9 protein-coding genes, 1 tRNA gene and 1 other RNA gene are annotated in these 18,323 nt (G+C 66.7%); 8 read left to right on the top strand and 3 right to left on the bottom strand.

The genetic code is table 11. The features are described 5' to 3' along the window. Positions 1-12: 12 nt before the first annotated feature. Positions 13-465, top strand: a complete 453-nt coding sequence (gene rnhA / locus AC5P7S_RS07395; RefSeq protein ID WP_005408275.1) for a ribonuclease HI — start codon at positions 13-15, stop codon at positions 463-465. A gap of 4 nt (positions 466-469) precedes the next feature. After that, positions 470-1,201: a DNA polymerase III subunit epsilon gene (gene dnaQ, locus AC5P7S_RS07390; RefSeq protein WP_095377041.1), complete on the top strand. Its 732-nt coding sequence runs from the start codon at positions 470-472 to the stop codon at positions 1,199-1,201. 69 nt (positions 1,202-1,270) lie between these two features. Here dnaQ and AC5P7S_RS07385 read toward each other — a convergent pair whose 3' ends face one another. After that, positions 1,271-1,975, bottom strand: a complete 705-nt coding sequence (locus AC5P7S_RS07385) for a PP2C family protein-serine/threonine phosphatase (RefSeq protein WP_005415481.1) — start codon at positions 1,973-1,975, stop codon at positions 1,271-1,273. Between the two features lie 165 nt (positions 1,976-2,140). On the opposite strand from AC5P7S_RS07385, the gene AC5P7S_RS07380 reads away from it, so the two are divergent. Together AC5P7S_RS07380 and AC5P7S_RS07375 are read left to right on the top strand one after the other, a co-directional pair. After that, a tRNA-Ser gene (locus AC5P7S_RS07380) sits at positions 2,141-2,231 on the top strand. A 917-nt stretch (positions 2,232-3,148) separates the two neighbouring features. Then, positions 3,149-3,553, top strand: a complete 405-nt coding sequence (locus tag AC5P7S_RS07375; RefSeq protein ID WP_005415482.1) for a DUF6165 family protein — start codon at positions 3,149-3,151, stop codon at positions 3,551-3,553. Positions 3,554-3,571: 18 nt separating this feature from the next. On the opposite strand, the gene AC5P7S_RS07370 is transcribed toward AC5P7S_RS07375, so the two are convergent. Then, entirely contained in the window at positions 3,572-4,618 is a 1,047-nt protein-coding gene (locus AC5P7S_RS07370; RefSeq protein ID WP_005415483.1) for a glycosyltransferase family 9 protein, read from the bottom strand. Positions 4,619-4,638: 20 nt separating this feature from the next. Between AC5P7S_RS07370 and AC5P7S_RS07365 the strand changes: the two genes are divergently transcribed. Together AC5P7S_RS07365 and AC5P7S_RS07360 are read left to right on the top strand one after the other, a co-directional pair. Beyond that, positions 4,639-5,388 carry a 3-deoxy-D-manno-octulosonic acid kinase gene (locus AC5P7S_RS07365; RefSeq protein WP_005415484.1) on the top strand — a complete coding sequence of 250 codons (750 nt, stop codon included), beginning with the start codon at positions 4,639-4,641 and terminating at the stop codon, positions 5,386-5,388. Continuing rightward, a complete protein-coding gene (locus AC5P7S_RS07360; protein WP_005415485.1) occupies positions 5,388-6,155 on the top strand; it encodes an MBL fold metallo-hydrolase in 768 nt (255 codons plus the stop codon). The genes AC5P7S_RS07365 and AC5P7S_RS07360 overlap by 1 nt, the downstream gene beginning before the upstream one ends. Positions 6,156-6,303: 148 nt before the next feature. On the opposite strand, the gene ffs is transcribed toward AC5P7S_RS07360, so the two are convergent. Further along, an RNA gene (gene ffs / locus AC5P7S_RS07355) (signal recognition particle sRNA small type) lies at positions 6,304-6,400 on the bottom strand. A 300-nt stretch (positions 6,401-6,700) separates the two neighbouring features. Between ffs and AC5P7S_RS07350 the strand changes: the two genes are divergently transcribed. Both AC5P7S_RS07350 and AC5P7S_RS07345 read left to right on the top strand, forming a co-directional pair. Further along, a complete protein-coding gene (locus tag AC5P7S_RS07350) occupies positions 6,701-7,018 on the top strand; it encodes a DMT family transporter (protein ID WP_005415486.1) in 318 nt (105 codons plus the stop codon). A gap of 358 nt (positions 7,019-7,376) precedes the next feature. Then, positions 7,377-18,266 carry an autotransporter-associated beta strand repeat-containing protein gene (locus AC5P7S_RS07345; protein WP_495213617.1) on the top strand — a complete coding sequence of 3,630 codons (10,890 nt, stop codon included), beginning with the start codon at positions 7,377-7,379 and terminating at the stop codon, positions 18,264-18,266. Positions 18,267-18,323 lie beyond the last annotated feature (57 nt).

The raw sequence follows: 18,323 nt of genomic DNA, 5'->3' as shown, positions 1-18,323 counted from the left end.
TCTGGAGTTGTATTGAAAACCATTGAAATCCACACCGACGGCTCCTGCCTTGGCAATCCTGGCCCCGGCGGCTGGGCTGCACTGCTGCGCTACAAGGGCCACGAGCGTGAACTGAGCGGCGGCGAAGCGCACACCACCAACAACCGGATGGAGCTGATGGCGGCCATTTCCGGCCTGGAAACGCTGACCGAGCCGTGCAACATCGTGCTCTATACCGATTCGCAGTACGTGCGGCAGGGCCTGACCCAATGGATGCCCGGCTGGATCCGCAAGAACTGGAAGACCGCCGGCGGCGACCCGGTGAAGAACCGCGAGCTGTGGGAGCGCCTGCATGCGGCGACGCTGCGGCACCAGATCGATTGGCGCTGGGTGAAGGGCCACTCCGGTGACCCGGACAACGAGCGGGTGGATACCCTGGCGCGCAACGCGGCCATCCAGATCCGTGACGCCAGCCCGGTAAACTGAGTCCATGCGCCAGATCATCCTCGATACCGAAACCACCGGCCTGGAATGGAAGAAGGGCAACCGCATCGTTGAAATCGGCTGCGTGGAGCTGTTCAAGCGCCGCCCGACCGGCAACAACTACCACCAGTACATCAAGCCGGACTGCGAATTCGAACAGGGCGCGCAGGAAGTCACCGGCCTGACCCTGGAGTTCCTGGCTGACAAGCCGGACTTCGCGCAGATCGCCGATGAGTTCCTGGCTTTCATCGATGGCGCCGAGCTGATCATCCACAACGCGGCGTTCGACCTGGGCTTCCTCGACAACGAGCTGTCGTTGCTGGGCCCGCAGTATGGAAAGATCACCGATCGCTGCACGGTGATCGATACCCTGGTGATGGCGCGCGAGCGCTTCCCGGGCCAGCGTAATTCGCTGGATGCGCTGTGCAAGCGCCTGGGCGTGGACAATTCGCACCGTGCGCTGCATGGCGGCCTGCTCGACGCGCAGATCCTGGGCGATGTCTATATCGCGCTGACCTCGGGCCAGGAAGAGATCGGCTTCGGCACGGGCGACGATGACGGTGGTGGCGCCGGTGCCGCGCTGCAGGCCTTCGATACCAGCAAACTGCTGCCGCGCCCACGCGTGGTGGCCACCCCGTCTGAACTGGAAGCGCACAGCGCGCGTCTGGAACGACTGCGCAAGAAGGCCGGCTACGCCTTGTGGGATGGCCCGAAGGTGGAAGAGCCCGCCAGCGCGTAATGCCTGGCATGGGGTACTGCCGGACGCTGGCCGGCAGTGCCGTATCCACGCATGGCGTGGATCTGCCGCTTAATGGCAGCGCACCAGGATCACGCTGATGTTGTCGCGGCCACCGCCGTCGAGCGCGGCCGCGACCAGCGTGTCCACGCATTCCTGCGCGCTGGCATCGTCGAAGGCGAGGGTGCGGGCGATGCTGCGGTCGTCCACTTCCTCGGTCAGGCCGTCACTGCACAGCAGCAGCTGCATGCCCGGGCGCAGCTCACCGCTGGTGGTGGCCACGTTCAGATGCGCCGGGTCGGTCACGCCCAGCGCCTGGGTGACCACGTTGCGATGTGGATGCGCACGCGCCTGTTCGGCCGTCAGGTTGCCCTGCGCGACCAGTTCCTGCACCACGCTGTGGTCCTGGCTGAGCTGGGCCAGCTGGCCGTCACGCCACAGATAGGCGCGGCTGTCACCGACCCATGCCACTTCATAGCGATTGCCCTGCACGCGTGCGGCGACCACGGTGGTGCCCATCGGCAGGGTGTCGTTGCGCCGGCGCGAGGCGCGGATGATCTCTTCGTCAGCGGTGCGGATGGCCTGGGCCAGCGGCGCGCCACGGCGGATCTCGCGCACGATGGTTTCGCGCGCCAGCGCGCTGGCCACCTCGCCGCAGGCGTGGCCACCCATGCCATCGGCCACCAGCCACAGGGCCAGCTCGCTGTCACCGTAGTAGGTGTCTTCGTTGAGCTCGCGGCGCAGGCCGGGGTGAGTGAGGTGTCCGAATTCGATCATGGGGTGCGGGGGCGGGGTATTGCTGGGGAGACAGGCATCATCGGGGGGCTGCAGGCATCCGGCAAGGCATGCACTCAGGAAATTTTCACTTCGTTGACCGGAATGACTTGTCGCCGGCCTCACTTCCTCGTATGATGCGCGTCCCCGGTCCGCCGGGGACCACCCGGAGAGGTGGCAGAGTGGTTGAATGTACCTGACTCGAAATCAGGCAGGCGTTTATAGCGCCTCGGGGGTTCGAATCCCCCCCTCTCCGCCAGATAAAGAAAAAGGGCTGCCGAACGGCAGCCCTTTTTCTTTATCTGGCGCGGGACACGACGCGCTTTGCGCGCGTCGCCCCACACGTTGCTGTGCAACGCGTGGGCCCCTCCCTTTGCCGGCCTCTCCCCGCCCCTGTCGGGGCAGCCCCTCAACAGAGGGGCTTGTTCCACCAGATTGCCTCCGTGAATCCACGCCATGCGTGGATGCACATCGGGATTTGCGGCGCAGTGACCATGTCCTGATCCGGCGCGGGACACGACGCGCTTTGCGCGCGTCGCCCCACACGTTGCTGTGCAACGCGTGGGCCCCTCCCTTCGCCGGCCTCTCCCCGCCCCTGTCGGGGCAGCCCCTCAACAGAGGGGCTTGTTCCACCAGATTGCCTCCGTGAATCCACGCCATGCGTGGATGCGCATCGGGATTTGCGGCGTAGTGACCATGTCCTGATCCGGCGCGGGACACGACGCGCTTTGCGCGCGTCGCCCCACACGTTGCTGTGCAACGCGTGGGCCCCTCCCTTTGCCGGCCTCTCCCCGCCCCTGTCGGGGCAGCCCCTCAACAGAGGGGCTTGTTTCTCCAGATGCATCCGTAGATCCACGTCATGCGTGGATGGACAGCGCGAGTTGCGCTGTAGTGACCATGTCCTGATCTGGCGCGGGACGCGACGCGCTTTGCGCGTCGCCCCAAACGTTGCCGTGCAACGTTCGGGCCCCTCCCTTTGCCGGCCTCTCCCCGCCCCTGTCGGGGCAGCCCCTCAACAGAGGGGCTTGTTCCAGCAGATGCATCAGTAAATCCACGCCATGGGTGGATGCACTTGCTGCAGGGCTGGACCATCCACGCGCGGCGTGGCTCTACCTGAACTGTCCCATCGCCAGTCGCGGGTTAAACTGCACACATCACTTGCTGGAGCTTTCCCCGATGACCGCTGAAATCCTCGTCCCCGTGTCCTTCGGCGAGCTGCTGGACAAGATCTCGATCCTGCAGATCAAGTCCGAGCGCATCAGCGACGAGGGCAAGCTGGCCAATGTGCGCAGGGAGCTGTCGGCGCTGGAGCAGACCTGGATGGCACACCCGGCTGCGGTGAAGGACATCGCCAAGCTGCGTGCCGAGCTGAAGGCGGTCAACGAGCAGCTGTGGGACATCGAGGACGACATCCGCCTGAAGGAGAAGGCGCAGGCGTTCGACCAGGGCTTCATCGACCTGGCGCGCAGTGTCTACCTGCGCAACGACGAGCGCGCGCGCATCAAGAAGGCGATCAACCTGGCGCTGGGTTCGGCGTACGTGGAAGAGAAGTCCTATCAGGATTACGCGCAGCGCACGTGATCCCGGGCAGTCCGCCGCTCACCCCAGGTGGTCGGCGACGTAGCGTTCGAAGGCGGCGATACCGTCTTCGACGGTAATCAGTTCCATTACATCGTCGAACTCGATCTTGGTGCCCCACTTCAGATCGGTGGCCTGCTTGGCCAGGTACTTGCGCGCTGCGTCGTCGTAGCGGTCCACGCAGTAGCGGCGGTCCGAGTACGGGCCGCTGCGGTCCGGATTGCTGGCCGCATGCAGCCCCAGTACTTTGGTGCCCATTGCGTTGGCGATGTGCATCGGGCCCGAGTCCGGGGTCATCACCAGATTGGCGCGGGCCAGCAGGGCAGGCAGCTGCTTCAACGTGTCCTTGCCAACCAGGTCCAATGCAGGCGTCTGCAGCTGCGCCTGGATCGCATCGGCCATGTGGCGCTCCAGTTCGCTGCGGCCACCGCACAGCACCACCCGCCAGCCGCGCTGGACGGCATGGTTGGCCACCGCGGCGTAGCGGTCGGCGTACCAGTTGCGGCGCACGTGGCTGGAACAGGGCGAGATCATCAGCACCGGGCGGCCATCGTCCTGCCACTGCGCGGCGGCCCACTCGAAGGCGGACGGCGGCACGGCCAGATCCCAGCTGACTTCGGTCTGGCGCAGGCCCAGCGGCTCGCAGAAGCTGCCGATGGCATCCAGCACGTGGATGCCGGGGCGATCGGGAATACGCTCGTTGATGAAGAGCCCGTGCAGGTCCTTGGAGCGGCTGCGGTCGTATCCGATGCGGCGCTCGGCCGGAATGAAGGCCGACAGCAGGTTGGCGCGGAACGCGACCTGCATCTGCAACAGCGCTTCAAAGCGCCCCGGTGGCAGGTGCCTGCGCAGTTCCTTGACCCCGGCCATGCCGCTCTTCTTGTCGTAGGCATGGAAGGTGACGCCGGGCAGCCCGTCGAGCAGCTTGTGGCCGGCTTTGTCGATGATCCAGTGGATCGGCGTGTCCGGGCGTGCGGCCTGCAGGGTGCGCACCAGGGGCACCACGTGGGTGACATCGCCAAGTGCGGACAAGCGCAGGAGGCACAAGGAGGAGGACGCTGATGCCATGTGTTGTTAGACTCAATGAAATGGTCGCATTCGACGCCAATGAAGCGCTGACGCCATGCCGCGAGGGTCGCGGCATCGGGGCCATTCTGTTCGACCGCGAGCGGCTGCGGCAAGCCGATATTGGCCTGTTCTCGCCCCAGCACTGGGGCAGCAAGGCCCGCCCGGTGGGCGAGGGCGGCCGCGGCAGCGCCTGGTTCGTCGATGCGCCGTTCGGTGCCAGCGTGCTGCGCCACTACCTGCGCGGCGGCATGGCGGCCCGGATCAGCCACGACCAGTACCTCTGGCGCGGCTCGGACCGGACCCGCAGCTTCGCCGAATTCCGCCTGATGCGCGCGCTGCGCGAGAAGAAGCTGCCGGTGCCACGGCCGATCGCCGCGTTCTACATGCGTGAAGGCCTGCGCTACCGGGCGGCGATCCTGATGGAACGGATCGAGGACGTGCGCTCGCTGGCCGACCGCGCACTGGTTGCGGGCCGGGGCGCGCCCTGGGAAGAGACCGGGCGGCTGATCGCCCGTTTCCACCGTGCCGGCCTGGACCATGCCGACCTCAACGCGCACAACATCCTGTTCGATGGCAGTGGCCATGGCTGGCTGATCGATTTCGACCGTGGGGTGATCCGCATCCCGGCCACTGGCTGGCGCGAACGCAACCTCAAGCGGTTGCTGCGCTCGCTGGTCAAGCTGCGCGGCGAGCGCAGCGTGGAAGATGTGCAGAAGGACTACGCACGGCTGCGCCGTGCCTATGACATGGCGTGGAACCGGGGCACCTGATGGACTGGTCGTTGCGTTTCCTCGGCGTCGGCAATGCGTCGGCGGTCGAGCTGGGATCGCCGATGTCGGTGATCGAGCGCGGTGGTCGCCCGTGGCTGACCATCGATTGCGGCGGTGAAGGCCTCACCGCGTTCAAGGCGCACTACGGGCACATGCCGCAGGCGCTGTTCGTCACCCATGTGCACCTGGACCATGTGGCCGGCTTCGAGCGCCTGTTCGTGGACACTTTCTTCAATGCGCACCGGCGCGGCAAGGTGCGCCTGTACGTGCCTGCCACGGTGGTGCCGCTGCTGCACAAGCGCATTGCTGACTATCCGAACGTGCTGGCCGAGGGCGGTGCGAACTTCTGGGATGCCTTCCACCTGATCGTGGTGGGCGAGGCGTTCTGGCATGAGGGGATGCGCCTGGAGGTGTTTCCGGTGCGCCATCACTGGCCGGAGACGGCCTATGGCCTGCGCCTGCAGGGCGCGCTGACCTGGAGCGGCGATACCCGGCCGATTCCGGAGATGCTGGCGCGCTACGCCAACGACAACGAACTGATCGCCCACGACTGCGGCCTGCATGGCAACCCGTCACACACGGGCGTGGACGACCTGGAGCGTGAGTACAGCATCGAACTGCAGGCGCGGATGATGCTCTACCACTACGCCAGCGTGGCCGATGGCCAAGCGCTGGCCGTACGCGGGCACCGCGTGGCGCAGCCGGGGCAGTGTGTGCCGCTGGCCGACCCGACCGCGCCGCACGTACTGGTGCAGGATCCGCCGTGAGCAGGACCGGCCAGCCCGCTGATACGGCGCGGGCTGCCGAACTGGAGGCGCTGGAGCGAGCGCTGCAGTAGCGCTGGGCCATGCCCGGCGAGGGGCGCCAACCAGGGTTGGCAGCTGCCAGGGCCGGGTGTCGCCAGAAAAGGCGATGGCCCCGCCGGCTGACCTCGGCGCCCGCGTCGATCGATACCGTTGCTGCCTTCCGGCCCTGGCGGGGTTTTCGACCTAGCGTCGCGAGGGGCCGACGGGGCCACCATAGAGACGTTGGCCGCCCCGAGGGCGGCCAGTTCACGGATCAGGGGAAGCAGCGCGCGATGCGCCGGAGACCACAGCCGGACTGCACATCGGCTAGCCGATGGCAGGCGCTCATTCTAGCGCAGGCGGGTGCGTCGATGCCAGCTTCACGCACTGAATCGGCTGTAACCCGTTCCCGGCCACGGCGGCCGGGCGTGGCTCCCGTTGCTAGAATGCCGGCCAGGAGGAACGACCTCCCCCACATCGGGAATCAAAGACCAGGACGGCCTGGCCCTACCAAGAGGAGGGCCGTCATGGCCTGGATCTATCTATTGTTTGCCGGCCTGCTCGAAATCGTCTGGGCCGTGTCCATGAAGCAGTCCGAAGGCTTCACCCGTCTCACCCCCACCGTGGTCACCATCATCGGCATGATCGCCAGCTTCTGGCTGTTGGCGGTGGCCATGCGCAGCCTGCCGCTGGGCACCGCCTATACGATCTGGACCGGCATCGGCGCGGTCGGCGCGTTCGTGGTCGGCATCGTGTTCCTGGGGGAGCAGGTCAGCCCGATGCGGATCGGTGCAGCGGTGCTGATTGTTTCCGGCCTGGTGCTGATGAAACTCTCCAGCAGCTGAATTTATTTACTCATGGCGGGGAATGGATTCTCCGCCACATGCAGCGATATGCATTTTCGGCAAAATCATTCTGCCTGCCTATTTTATTTGACGTGCGTCATGAAAATAACGCGCGCGATTCACATGCCGCTGGCACGGCCGGTCGCACAGTGCCGCCATTCGTCGGGCGAAATCGGGGAGTTTTCGTCCTGGTGGACACGCTGACGTACCTGTCCCGGGGTGCGATCACGTGAAGATGTGAAGATTTTCAGGAGTTAATGCCTTCAGGCCTTGTTCCCGTATCGGGAGCAGGGGTGGACCGCATTGTCTCGAAAAACCTGCCAGCTGTGCCATCCGGTCTTTTCATGGAGATTTGCCGATGAACCGCATTTACCGTCTGGTTTTCAATCGCGCCCTTGGGGTAATGCAGGTTGCTTCGGAGTTCACCCGGAATCCCGGCGGAAGCGCGGTCGGCGCAGGGCGGGTGCCGCGATTGCGGGCGCACCAGCTGGCGGCGGCACTGGCCGCCACACTGGCCAGCGGATCGGCATTCGCGGCGTGTACGGGCACCACGACAGTAAACTGCGACAGCACCACCAACATCAACAACTACTCCAACGTGACCAGCGGCCTCACGCTGAACATTGCCGCGGGTGCGTTGCTGCGTACGCCGCCGATCGTAGGTGGAGGCAACGCAGCAACGCTGACTGGCGACAACGTGACGGTCAACAACAATGGCACGATCGATCCGAGCTCGATCGTCCTCGCCTCGCCCGGCCTGGTCATCGGAAATGGTTCCGCCAACAACAGCGCGATCGTCGTCAACAACAACGCCAGTGGACAGATCAAGGGTGTCGTCAACATCGCAACGCTGCTGGGCTTCGGTGGACAGGCGCTGGTGGCACAGAACGTCAACGGCACCACCACCATCAACAATGCCGGCCTGATCAGCACGTCGTTGATCGGTGTGGGCAGCGTTTCCGACGCGACCACGGTCGTGACCTATGGTGGCGCGGCAGCCAATGTGACCAACACCGGCACCATCGACGGGCGTGTCGGCCTGGGCGCTTCTGGCGGTAATACGTTCCTCAATGCAGGGGCGGTCAGTGGCAGCGTTCACCTGGGTGATTCAACCGGCGGCAATACCTTCACCGCAGTGTCGGGTTCCAGCGTTGTGGCCGGCGGTGGCACCGCCCTTGCCGGCGTGATTACGGGTGTTACCGGGGTGAAGGTTGCGGCAGCGGGAACGGTCGACGCCGGTACCGGCAGTGGCGCGGCCAACAACACGCTGGTGTTGCAGAACGTCGTCAGCGGTCCGGGCTCCGGCACCGGCGGAGCGGTGACCACACTGGGCTGGAACCAGTACCTCAACTTCCAGAAGCTCACCGTCAACAGCGGTACCTGGAACCTGCAGGGCGCATGGGGCGCATCCGGCCCGACGACGCTCAATGATGGCCTGGTCAATTTCAACAATGCCGGTTCATTCGGCACAGGGCTGTTCACGGCCAACGGCGGTGCCATCGCATCCTCCACGGCCGGTCTGAATCTGGCCAATGCGTTCAACCTCGGCGGCAATCTATCCCTGGCCGGGACCAATGCGTTCGGCTTGAATGGCGTGCTTTCAGGCGCTGGTGGGCTGACGGTGAACAACACCGGCATTGTTACTCTCGGCGGCGCAAACCTGTTCTCCGGGGGCGTCAACCTCAATGCCGGCGGCCTGCTGCTGGGCAATGCCGGTGCACTCGGCAGCGGCAACCTGACCGTCGGTGGCAGCGCCTCGCTGGATACGACGGCAGGCTTCGCCCTGGGCAACAACCTGGTGGTCAATGGCGGGGGCTCGCTGAACCTGCTGGGCAGCAATGCGCTGACATTGAGTGGCTCGATATCCGGTGCCGGCAACGTGACCAAGAACGGTGCCGGCACGCTGACCTTGAACGGTGCCAATTCGCTGAGCGGCAGCTTCAACCTGGCCGGGGGCGCGTTGGCGCTGGGCGCGGGCGGCAGCCTGTCGCCCACCGGTGCGATCACGCTGGGCGTCGGCACCAGCCTGGATCTTTCGGCGGCGGCCGACCAGACCATCGGCTCGCTGGCCGGCCTCGGCGGTTCGGTCAACCTCGGCAGCCACACCCTGACCCTGGGCGGGCTGGGCAATACCAGCTACAGCGGCACGTTCGCCGCAGGCACCGGCGGCCTGATCAAGGTCGGCACCGGTGTGCAGACCCTGTCGGGCGTCAACAGCCTCACGGGCGGTGTTGCGCTCAACGCCGGTGGCTTGTTGCTGGGCAATGCCGCCGCGCTGGGCAGCGGTACACTCTCTGTCGGCGGCAACACCACCTTCGACGGCACCACGGCGCTGGCGCTGACCAATGCGGTCAGCCTCGCATCGGGTGCCAGCCTGAATCTGCTTGGCGGGCAGGCGCTGACGTTCAACGGGGTGATCAGCGGCGCGGGTGGCCTGATCAAGGATGGTGCGTCGTCACTGACCCTCAACGGCGCCAATACATTCGGCGGCGGTCTGGCGCTCAACGCCGGCAGCCTGGTGCTGGGCAACGGCGGTGCACTGGGAACCGGCGCACTGAGCGTCGGCGGCGCGGTATCGCTCGACGCCAGCACCGGGCTCACCGTGGGCAATGGCATCACACTGGGCGCCGGTGGTTCGCTCAATGTGCTGGGCTCGAACGCGTTGACGCTGGGGGGTGTCATTGGCGGCAGCGGCAGCGTGGTCAAGAACGGCGCTGCCACGCTGACGTTGGGCGGCGCGAACACGTTCACCGGTGGGCTGGCGGTGAATGCCGGAACGGTGGCATTGGTCAGTGGTGGGCGCCTGTCGGCGACCGGCGCGGTCAGCCTGGCCGGCGCTGGCAGCGCACTGGATATCGCGCTGGGTGGCAACCAGACCATCGGTGCATTGTCCGGTGTGGCGGGCAGCACCCTGGCACTGGGCAGCAGTACGCTCACCTTCGGTGATGCCACCAACCAGACCTTCGCTGGCGTGATCGGCGGCACCGGTAGCCTGGTCAAGCAGGGCAGTGGCGTGCAGACGCTGACCGGCGCCAATACCTTCAGCGGTGGGGGGAATCTTGCGGCCGGTGGCCTGGTGCTGGGCAATGCCGGTGCGCTGGGAAGCGGTGCGATGACCGTCAGTGGCAACGGTTCGCTGGACACCACTGCAGCGCTCACCCTGGGCAATGCGATCAACCTCGGCGCGGCCCTGACCCTGCCGGGCAGCCAGAACCTGACCCTGGGCGGCAACATCACTGGCACCGGCAGCCTGGTCAAGAATGGCGCGTCGACACTGACCTTGAACGGCACCAACACCTTCAGCGGTGGACTGAACGCAAACGCCGGCAGCCTGCTGCTGGGCAACAGCGGCGCGCTCGGTACCGGAGTACTGGGCATCGGCGGCAACGTCACGCTCGATGGCAGCGCCCCGTTGAGCCTGACCAACAACGTTGACCTGGGCGCCGGTGCGGCACTGTCGTTGCCGGGCTCGCAGGCGATCACGCTGGGTGGCGTGGTGTCCGGTACCGGCAGGCTGGTGAAGAACGGTGCCAGCACGTTGACCCTCAACGGCACCAACAGCTTCGGTGGTGGGCTCACCGTCAACGGCGGCGGCGTGTTCCTGGGGAACGCCGGCGCACTGGGCACCGGTGCACTGTCGGTGGGCGCCACTGCCACGCTGGACAGTTCAGTAGCGCTGAACCTCGCCAACAACGTCAACCTCGGGGCAGGCGCGGCGCTGGATCTGCTGGGCAGCCAGGACGTGTCACTGGGCGGTCTCATCAGTGGCACTGGCAGCCTGGTCAAGAATGGTACGGCCACGCTGGCGTTGAATGGACCCAACACCTTCAGCGGGGGTGTCGGCCTCAACGCGGGCCTGCTGCAGCTGGGCAATGCGCAGGCACTGGGTACCGGCCAGCTGGACGTGGGCGGCAACGCTTCGCTGGATGCAACGTCTGCACTCACCGTAGGCAACCTCATCGGCCTGGCCGCCGGTGCGAATCTCTCCGTGCTGGGCGGCAATGACCTGACGCTCACCGGTCCGGTATTCGGGGCCGGTGGGTTGATCAAGGACGGCGCGGCCCGCCTCACCCTGTCCGGCGCCAACCTCTACACCGGTGGCACCACCATCAACGCCGGCACGCTGGCGCTGGGGGCGGGCGGCAGTCTTGCCGCGGCCGGTGCGGTGGATCTTGCCGGTGCCGGTGCGACGCTGGACATCTCCGCAGCCGGTGCGGCGCAGACCATCGGCGCGCTGAATGGCGTGGCAGGCAGCCAGCTGGTGCTGGGCGCGCAGTCGCTGACCTTTGGCGGCGCCAGCAATGGCAGCTTTGCCGGCGTGATCGATGGTGCCGGCGGCCTGATCAAGACCGGTGCCGGCGTGCAGACGCTGTCCGGTGCCAATACTTTCAGTGGTGGCCTTGCACTCAACGACGGTGGCCTGGTTCTGGGCAACGCCAGCGCACTCGGTACCGGTGCACTGGGCATTGGTGGCACGACCACGCTGGACAGCACCGTGGCGCTGAACCTGGCCAACGCAGTGAACTTCGGTGCCGGTACGCAGCTGACGCTGGGTGGCAGCAACGATCTCACTCTCGGTGGCGTGGTGGCGGGCAATGGCAGCCTGATCAAGAATGGTGCGGGCTTGCTGACCCTCAACAACACCAATACCTTCGGTGGCGGCCTGACCTTGAACGGCGGTGGCCTGGTGGTCGGTGCGAATGGTGCGCTCGGTACCGGCGCGCTGGCGGTGAATGCCAGTACCACGCTGGACGCGGGCGCGGCAGTGACGCTCGGCAATGCGGTCACGCTGGGCTCGGGCGTCGTACTGACGTTGCCGGGCAGCACTGCGCTGACGCTGTCGGGCGTGGTCGGCGGCAATGGCAGCCTGGTCAAGAATGGTGCCACCACGCTGACGCTGTCCGGTGCCAACACCTACACCGGCGGTACCACCATCAATGCCGGCACGCTGGCGCTGGGCACGGGCGGCAGCCTTGCTGCAGCGGGTGATGTCACGTTGGGTGCAGGCGCTGGCTTTGATATTTCCGGTGCCGGCAGCAGCCAGACCATCGGCGCGCTCAACGGTGCGGGTGGCAGCACCCTGGCGCTGGGCGGCAATTCGCTCACCTTCGGTACGGCCGGCAACGCCGCGTTCGATGGCGTGATCAGTGGCGGCGGCGGTCTGATCAAGGCAGGCGCGGGCGTACAGATGCTGTCCGGAGCCAACACGTTTGGCGGCGGCGTAACGCTCAACGCGGGCGGACTGGTGCTTGGCAATGATGCGGCGTTGGGCACCGGCGCATTGACTGTTGGTGGTGCCGCCACGCTGGATACCACCGGCCTGGCAACGTTGGTCAACAACATCGCGCTCAACGCCGGGCTGACCGTGCTCGGGACCAATGCACTGACGCTCAACGGCGTCCTGTCCGGGGCCGGCAGCCTCACCAAGAATGGCAGCGCGACGCTGACCTTGAACGGCGCCAACACCTATACCGGTGGCACCAACATCAACGCCGGCACGCTGGCGCTGGGCGCCGGTGCCAGCCTGGCGGCGAGCGGTACCGTGAACCTCGCCACCGGTGCCACGCTGGACCTGTCTGCCGGCAGCGGCACGCAGCAGTTCGGCACCCTGGTCGGCAATGGTACGGTGAACCTCGGCGCCAACTCGATCGAAGTGGGCGGCGCCACCGATGGCACCTTCAGTGGCTCGATCGCAGGCACCGGTGGCCTGACCAAGGTGGGCGCGGGCATCGAGACGCTGACCGGTGCCAACACCTACACCGGCGGCACCTTCATCAATGCCGGCACGCTGGCGATTGGTCCGGGCGGCAGCCTGGCCGCGACCGGCGCGGTGACGCTGAGCGCTGCAGGCACCGGCTTCGATATCTCCACCGCAGGGGCCGGCCAGACCATCGGGTCGTTGAACGGCGTGGCCGGCTCGACGGTGAGCCTGGGGGCACAGACGCTGACACTCGGTGGCGTGGGCAACAGCCTCTTCGATGGCGCGATTTCCGGCACCGGTGGCCTGGTCAAGAATGGCGCCGGCATCCTCACGCTGGGTGGCGCCAATCTGTTCAGTGGTGGCGTTGCACTGAACGGCGGTGGCCTGGTGGTCGGCAACAACGCTGCGCTCGGCAGCGGTGCGTTGACGGTCGGAAGCAACGCAACACTGGATGCAACGACCGGCGTCAGCCTTGCCAACAACATCAGCCTGGCAGCGGGTGCCAATCTTGATCTGCTCGGCAGCCAGTCGCTGGCACTGGGCGGTGTGATCTCGGGTACAGGTGGGTTGATCAAGGACGGTGCGGCCACGGTAACCCTGAGCGGTGCCAACACCTACACCGGGGGGACCACCATCAACAGCGGCACACTGGTAATCGGTGCCGGTGGCAGCCTCGCCGCAACCGGCGCGGTGAACCTGGCCGGTGCGGGCACGCTCGACATCTCCGCGGGTAACCAGGCCATCGGTTCGCTGGCCGGCGTGGCGGGCAGCACGGTGGCGCTGGGTGGCAGCACGCTGACTCTGGGCGGCACCGTGGACAGCACCTTCAGCGGTGTGATCGGCGGCAGTGGCGGCCTGATCAAGAACGGTGCGGGCGTGCAGACGCTCAACGGTGCCAACACCTTCAGCGGTGGCGTGGCGCTCAACGCCGGTGGCCTGGTGGTCGGCAACAATGCTGCGCTGGGCACCGGTACGGTGACGGTCGGAGGCGCTGCGACGCTCGATTCGAACACTGCGGTCATCCTCGGCAACAACTTCATCCTCAACAACGCGTTGACCGTCCTGGGCAGCAACAACCTCACCCTCAACGGCAACCTGAGTGGTCTCGGCAGCCTGACCAAGGAGGGGGCCGCGACGCTGACCTTGAACGGCACCAACACCTACACCGGCGGCACCAACATCAACGCGGGTACGCTGGCACTGGGCGCGGGCGCGAGCCTGCACGCCAGTGGCATCGTCAACCTGGCCTCGGGGGCGACCTTCGATCTGTCGGCAGGCAGCGGCACGCAGCAGTTCGGTACCCTGATCGGCAACGGCACGGTGAATCTGGGCGCCAACACGCTGACGATCGGAGACGCCACCAATGGCACGTTCAGTGGCTCGGTGGCTGGCTCCGGTGGGCTGATCAAGGAAGGCTCCGGTACCCAGACGTTGACCGGCACCAACACCTTCACCGGTGGCACCACCATCAATGCCGGCACGCTGGCGATCGGCGCCGGTGGCAGCCTCGCTGCGACGGGTGCGGTGAACCTGGCCAACGCCGGTACCACCTTCGACATCAGTGCGGGGGGCGCGCAGGCGATCGGTTCGCTGGCAGGCGTGGCAGGCTCTTCAGTGGCGTTGGGTGGCAGCACGCTGACCCTCAATGGCGTGGGCAACACCACGTTCGCCGGCACCATCGGAGGGGCGGGGGGGCTGGTAAAGAACGGCGCAGGCATCCAGGGCTTGACTGGCGTCAACGTCTTCACGGGCGGCGTGACCCTCAATGCCGGTGGCCTGCTACTGGGCAACGACGGTTCACTGGGAACCGGTGCGCTGACCGTAGGCGGCAACGCCAGCCTGGATGGCACCAGCGCGCTGACGCTGGCCAACACCGTGCAGCTGGCCAGCGGCACGCTGACTCTGGGCGGCAGCAACGCACTGACCTTGAACGGCCCGATCAGCGGTGCCGGTGGCCTGCTGAAGGATGGCGCGGCGACGGTCACCCTGGGCGGTGCCAGCAGCTATACCGGCACCACCACCATCAACAGTGGGACGCTGGCGGTGGCAGCCGGCGGCAGCCTGTCCGGTGCCAGCACGGTCAACCTGGCCGGTGCCGGTACGCTGGATATCAGTGCCGGTGGCAGCCAGAGCATCGGAGGCCTCGCTGGCGTGACCGGTTCCAGCGTGGTGCTGGGCGGTGCAACCCTGACCACCGGCGGCAACAACGGCAGCACCACGTTCGCCGGCGTCCTCAGTGGCACCGGCGGCCTGGTGCAGAGCGGTACCGGCACGCTGACCCTCAGTGGCGACAACACCTATACCGGAGGCACCACCATCAACGGTGGCAGTACGCTGCAGATCGGCAACGGCGGCAGCACCGGTTCGGTGCTGGGCGACATCACCAACAACGGCAGCCTGGTCTACAACCTCGGCACCACGGCAACCGTGGGCGGTGTAGTCGGCGGCAGTGGCAGCCTGACCCAGGCCGGCAGCGGCACGCTGGTGCTGACCGGCAACAACACCTACACCGGCGGTACCACGATCAATGCCGGTGGCACATTGCAGATCGGCAACGGCGGTGCGACCGGCGCGATCGTCGGCGACATCACCAACAACGGTGCGCTGGTATCCAACGTGGCCGGCAACACCACGCTCGGTGGCACCATCAGCGGCAGTGGCGGCCTGACCCAGGCCGGCAGCGGCACGCTGACCCTGACCGGCAACAACACCTATAGCGGCGGCACCACCATCAATGCCGGTGGCACGCTGCAGGTGGGCAATGGCGGTGCGACCGGCGCGATCACCGGCAACGTTGCCAACAACGGCAGCCTGGTGTTCGACGTTGCGGGCAACACCACGGTCGGCGGTGCGATCAGCGGCAGTGGTGGCCTGACCCAGGCGGGCAGCGGTGTGCTGACCCTGGTGGGCAACAACACCTACACCGGCGGGACCACCATCAATACCGGCGGCACGCTGCAGGTGGGCAACGGCGGCGCGACCGGCGCCATCGCCGGCGACATCACCAACAATGGCGCGTTGATTTCCAACGTGGCCGGCAACACCGCGCTGGGCGGCACCATCAGTGGCAGCGGCGGCCTGATCCAGGCCGGCAGCGGTACGCTGCTGCTGACCGGGACCAACACCTATACCGGCGGCACGACCATCAACGCCGGCAGTACGCTGCAGCTGGGCAATGGCGGGGCAATGGGCTCAATCGTCGGTGATGTCACCAACAACGGCACGCTGGTGTCCAGCGTGGCGGGCAATACCACGCTGGGCGGCACCATCAGCGGCAGTGGCGGCCTCACCCAGGCCGGCAGCGGTACGCTGACCTTGACCGGCAACAACACCTATACCGGCCCGACCACGATCAACGCGGGTGGCACGCTGCAGGTAGGCAATGGCGGTGCGACCGGTGCCATCGGCGGCAGCGTCACCAACAACGGCAGCCTGGTGTTCAACGTAGGCGGCACCACCACCGTCGGCGGTGCCATCAGTGGTAGCGGTGGTCTGACCCAGGCGGGCACCGGTACCGTGATCCTGGCCGGCAACAACACCTATACCGGCGGCACCACCATCAACACCGGCGGCACACTGCAGGTCGGCAATGGCGGCGCCAGCGGTGCGATCACCGGTAATGTCAGCAACAACGGCAGCCTGGTGTTCAACGTCGGCGGCAACACCACGGTGGGCGGTACCATCAGCGGCAGTGGCGGCCTGACCCAGGCCGGTACCGGCACCGTGACCCTGACCGGCAACAACACCTATACCGGCGGCACCACCATCAACCCTGGCGGCACCGTGCAGGTCGGCAATGGTGGGGCCAGTGGCTCGATCACCGGCAACATCACCAACAACGGCGGCCTGGTCATCAACACCGGTGGCACCACCACGCTTGGCGGCAGCATCACCGGCGGCGGCAGCATCGTGCAGGCCGGCCCGGGCACGCTGAATCTGGGCGGCAACAGTGGTGGCTTCAGCGGCACCGGCCAGGTCACCGGCGGCGGTTTGAATGTCACCGGCACGATCGGCGGCCAGTGGACCATCGGCAGTGGTACGACCCTGTCCGGCACCGGCACCATCGGTGGTACCGGCGGTGGCGTGACGGTATCCAGCGGCGGCGTGCTGTCGCCGGGCAATGGCGCGGGCAATGGCAGTGGTGCGGGCAATGGCGCCGGCACCATTACGGTGGGCGGCAGTCTGAACCTGTCACCGGGCAGCACGCTGGGCATCGACCTGGGCGCCACCGGCAGCGACACGGTGCAGGTGGGCGGCAGCGCGAATGTGGGCGGCAGCACCGTGCGGGTGAACACCATTTCGCCCAGCACCAGCTACCAGCAGGGCCAGCAGTACACGGTGGTCAATGCGGGCGGTGGCGTGAGTGGGCAGTTTGCCTCGGCAACCTCGCCGTCGGCCTTCCTGACCATCACCCCGGTCTACACCGCCAACACGGCCAACCTGCAGATCGACGTGGCACAGACCGCAGCGTTCACCACCGTGGCCAACACGCGCAACCAGTACAACACCGCCGCGGCGCTGGACAGCCTGCCGCAGAGTGGCGCGGCCCTGGGCCTGTACAACACGGTGCTGATGTATGACGCCGGCACTGCGCGCAGCGCATTCGAACAGCTCTCCGGTGAAGTGCACGCGGCCAGCCGCGCGGTGCTGCTGTACGACAACTACCTGGAAGAAGGCATCCGCCAGCGACTCGGCAGCGAGTTGCCGACCGTGCGTGGCGAGCGCGCTTCGGCCTGGCTGGCCGGCAGTGGCAAGGTGTTCAGGCAGGATGGCGACGGCAATGGCGATGAGATCCGCGCCAATCGCAATGCGCTGATGGCCGGTGTCGACTGGCAGCTGGGCGAGCATGTGGTGCTGGGTGCAGCGGCCGGCAACGAACGGCTGGATACGCGGCTGTATGATCGCAGCTCGCGGGCCCGCCTGCGTGGCAACACGTTCGGCCTGTATGCACAGGGACAGTGGAACAACGGCTTTGCGGTTGGTGGCAGCGTGTCGCGCGGTGACTACCGCACGCGCGCCACGCGTGAAGTGCCGTTGTTGGGCCAGACCCTGTACAGCCGCCAGGATTCCGATGTGACCATCGCCCAGGTGGAAGGCAGCTGGACATGGACCCACGGCAGGACCCAGCTGCAGCCCTATGTGCAGTTCACCAAGCACTGGGTCGACAGCGATCGTGCGGTGGAGCAGGGCGGCAGCGCGGCACTGGTGCTGGAAGGCGGCAAGGACACGCTCAATGTCAGCACCGTGGGCGTGCGTGGGCGCTGGGACGTGGGCAGCGGCGAGCGCTTCCCGGCGCAGCTGACGGTCGGCCTGGGTTGGCAGCATGCGTCGGGGGATACCGATGTGGCCAGCCGCAACCGCTTTGCGGTCGGTGGCGATGCCTTCGATGTCTACAGCGCGGTGATGGCACGCAATGCCCTGGTCAGCCAAGTGGGCGTGGCGGTCGGCCTCGGCCGCAACAGCCAGCTGTCGATGTTCGTACAGGGCCAGCATGGCGATGGCCGCCGCGATGTGGGTGGGCAGATCAACCTGCGCGTCGGGTTCTGAGCAGGGGATGCCTGCGGTAGATCCACGCCCTTCGTGGATGGCACCGGGGCGGGAGCG

Source organism: Stenotrophomonas sp. YJH_SMC_32, assembly GCF_059369975.1.
Note: the sequence above shows the minus strand (reverse complement) of the source record. Positions and strands in the feature narration are given on the sequence as shown.

What these genes read in the sequence shown, in the direction of transcription:
- AC5P7S_RS07365 (WP_005415484.1), top strand. Translation starts at nt 4,639, where the DNA reads ATGGTCGCATTCGACGCCAATGAAGCGCTGACGCCATGCCGCGAGGGT.
- AC5P7S_RS07370 (WP_005415483.1), bottom strand. Translation starts at nt 4,618, where the DNA reads ATGGCATCAGCGTCCTCCTCCTTGTGCCTCCTGCGCTTGTCCGCACTT.
- AC5P7S_RS07360 (WP_005415485.1), top strand. Translation starts at nt 5,388, where the DNA reads ATGGACTGGTCGTTGCGTTTCCTCGGCGTCGGCAATGCGTCGGCGGTC.
- AC5P7S_RS07375 (WP_005415482.1), top strand. Translation starts at nt 3,149, where the DNA reads ATGACCGCTGAAATCCTCGTCCCCGTGTCCTTCGGCGAGCTGCTGGAC.
- AC5P7S_RS07350 (WP_005415486.1), top strand. Translation starts at nt 6,701, where the DNA reads ATGGCCTGGATCTATCTATTGTTTGCCGGCCTGCTCGAAATCGTCTGG.
- AC5P7S_RS07345 (WP_495213617.1), top strand. Translation starts at nt 7,377, where the DNA reads ATGAACCGCATTTACCGTCTGGTTTTCAATCGCGCCCTTGGGGTAATG.
- dnaQ (WP_095377041.1), top strand. Translation starts at nt 470, where the DNA reads ATGCGCCAGATCATCCTCGATACCGAAACCACCGGCCTGGAATGGAAG.
- AC5P7S_RS07385 (WP_005415481.1), bottom strand. Translation starts at nt 1,975, where the DNA reads ATGATCGAATTCGGACACCTCACTCACCCCGGCCTGCGCCGCGAGCTC.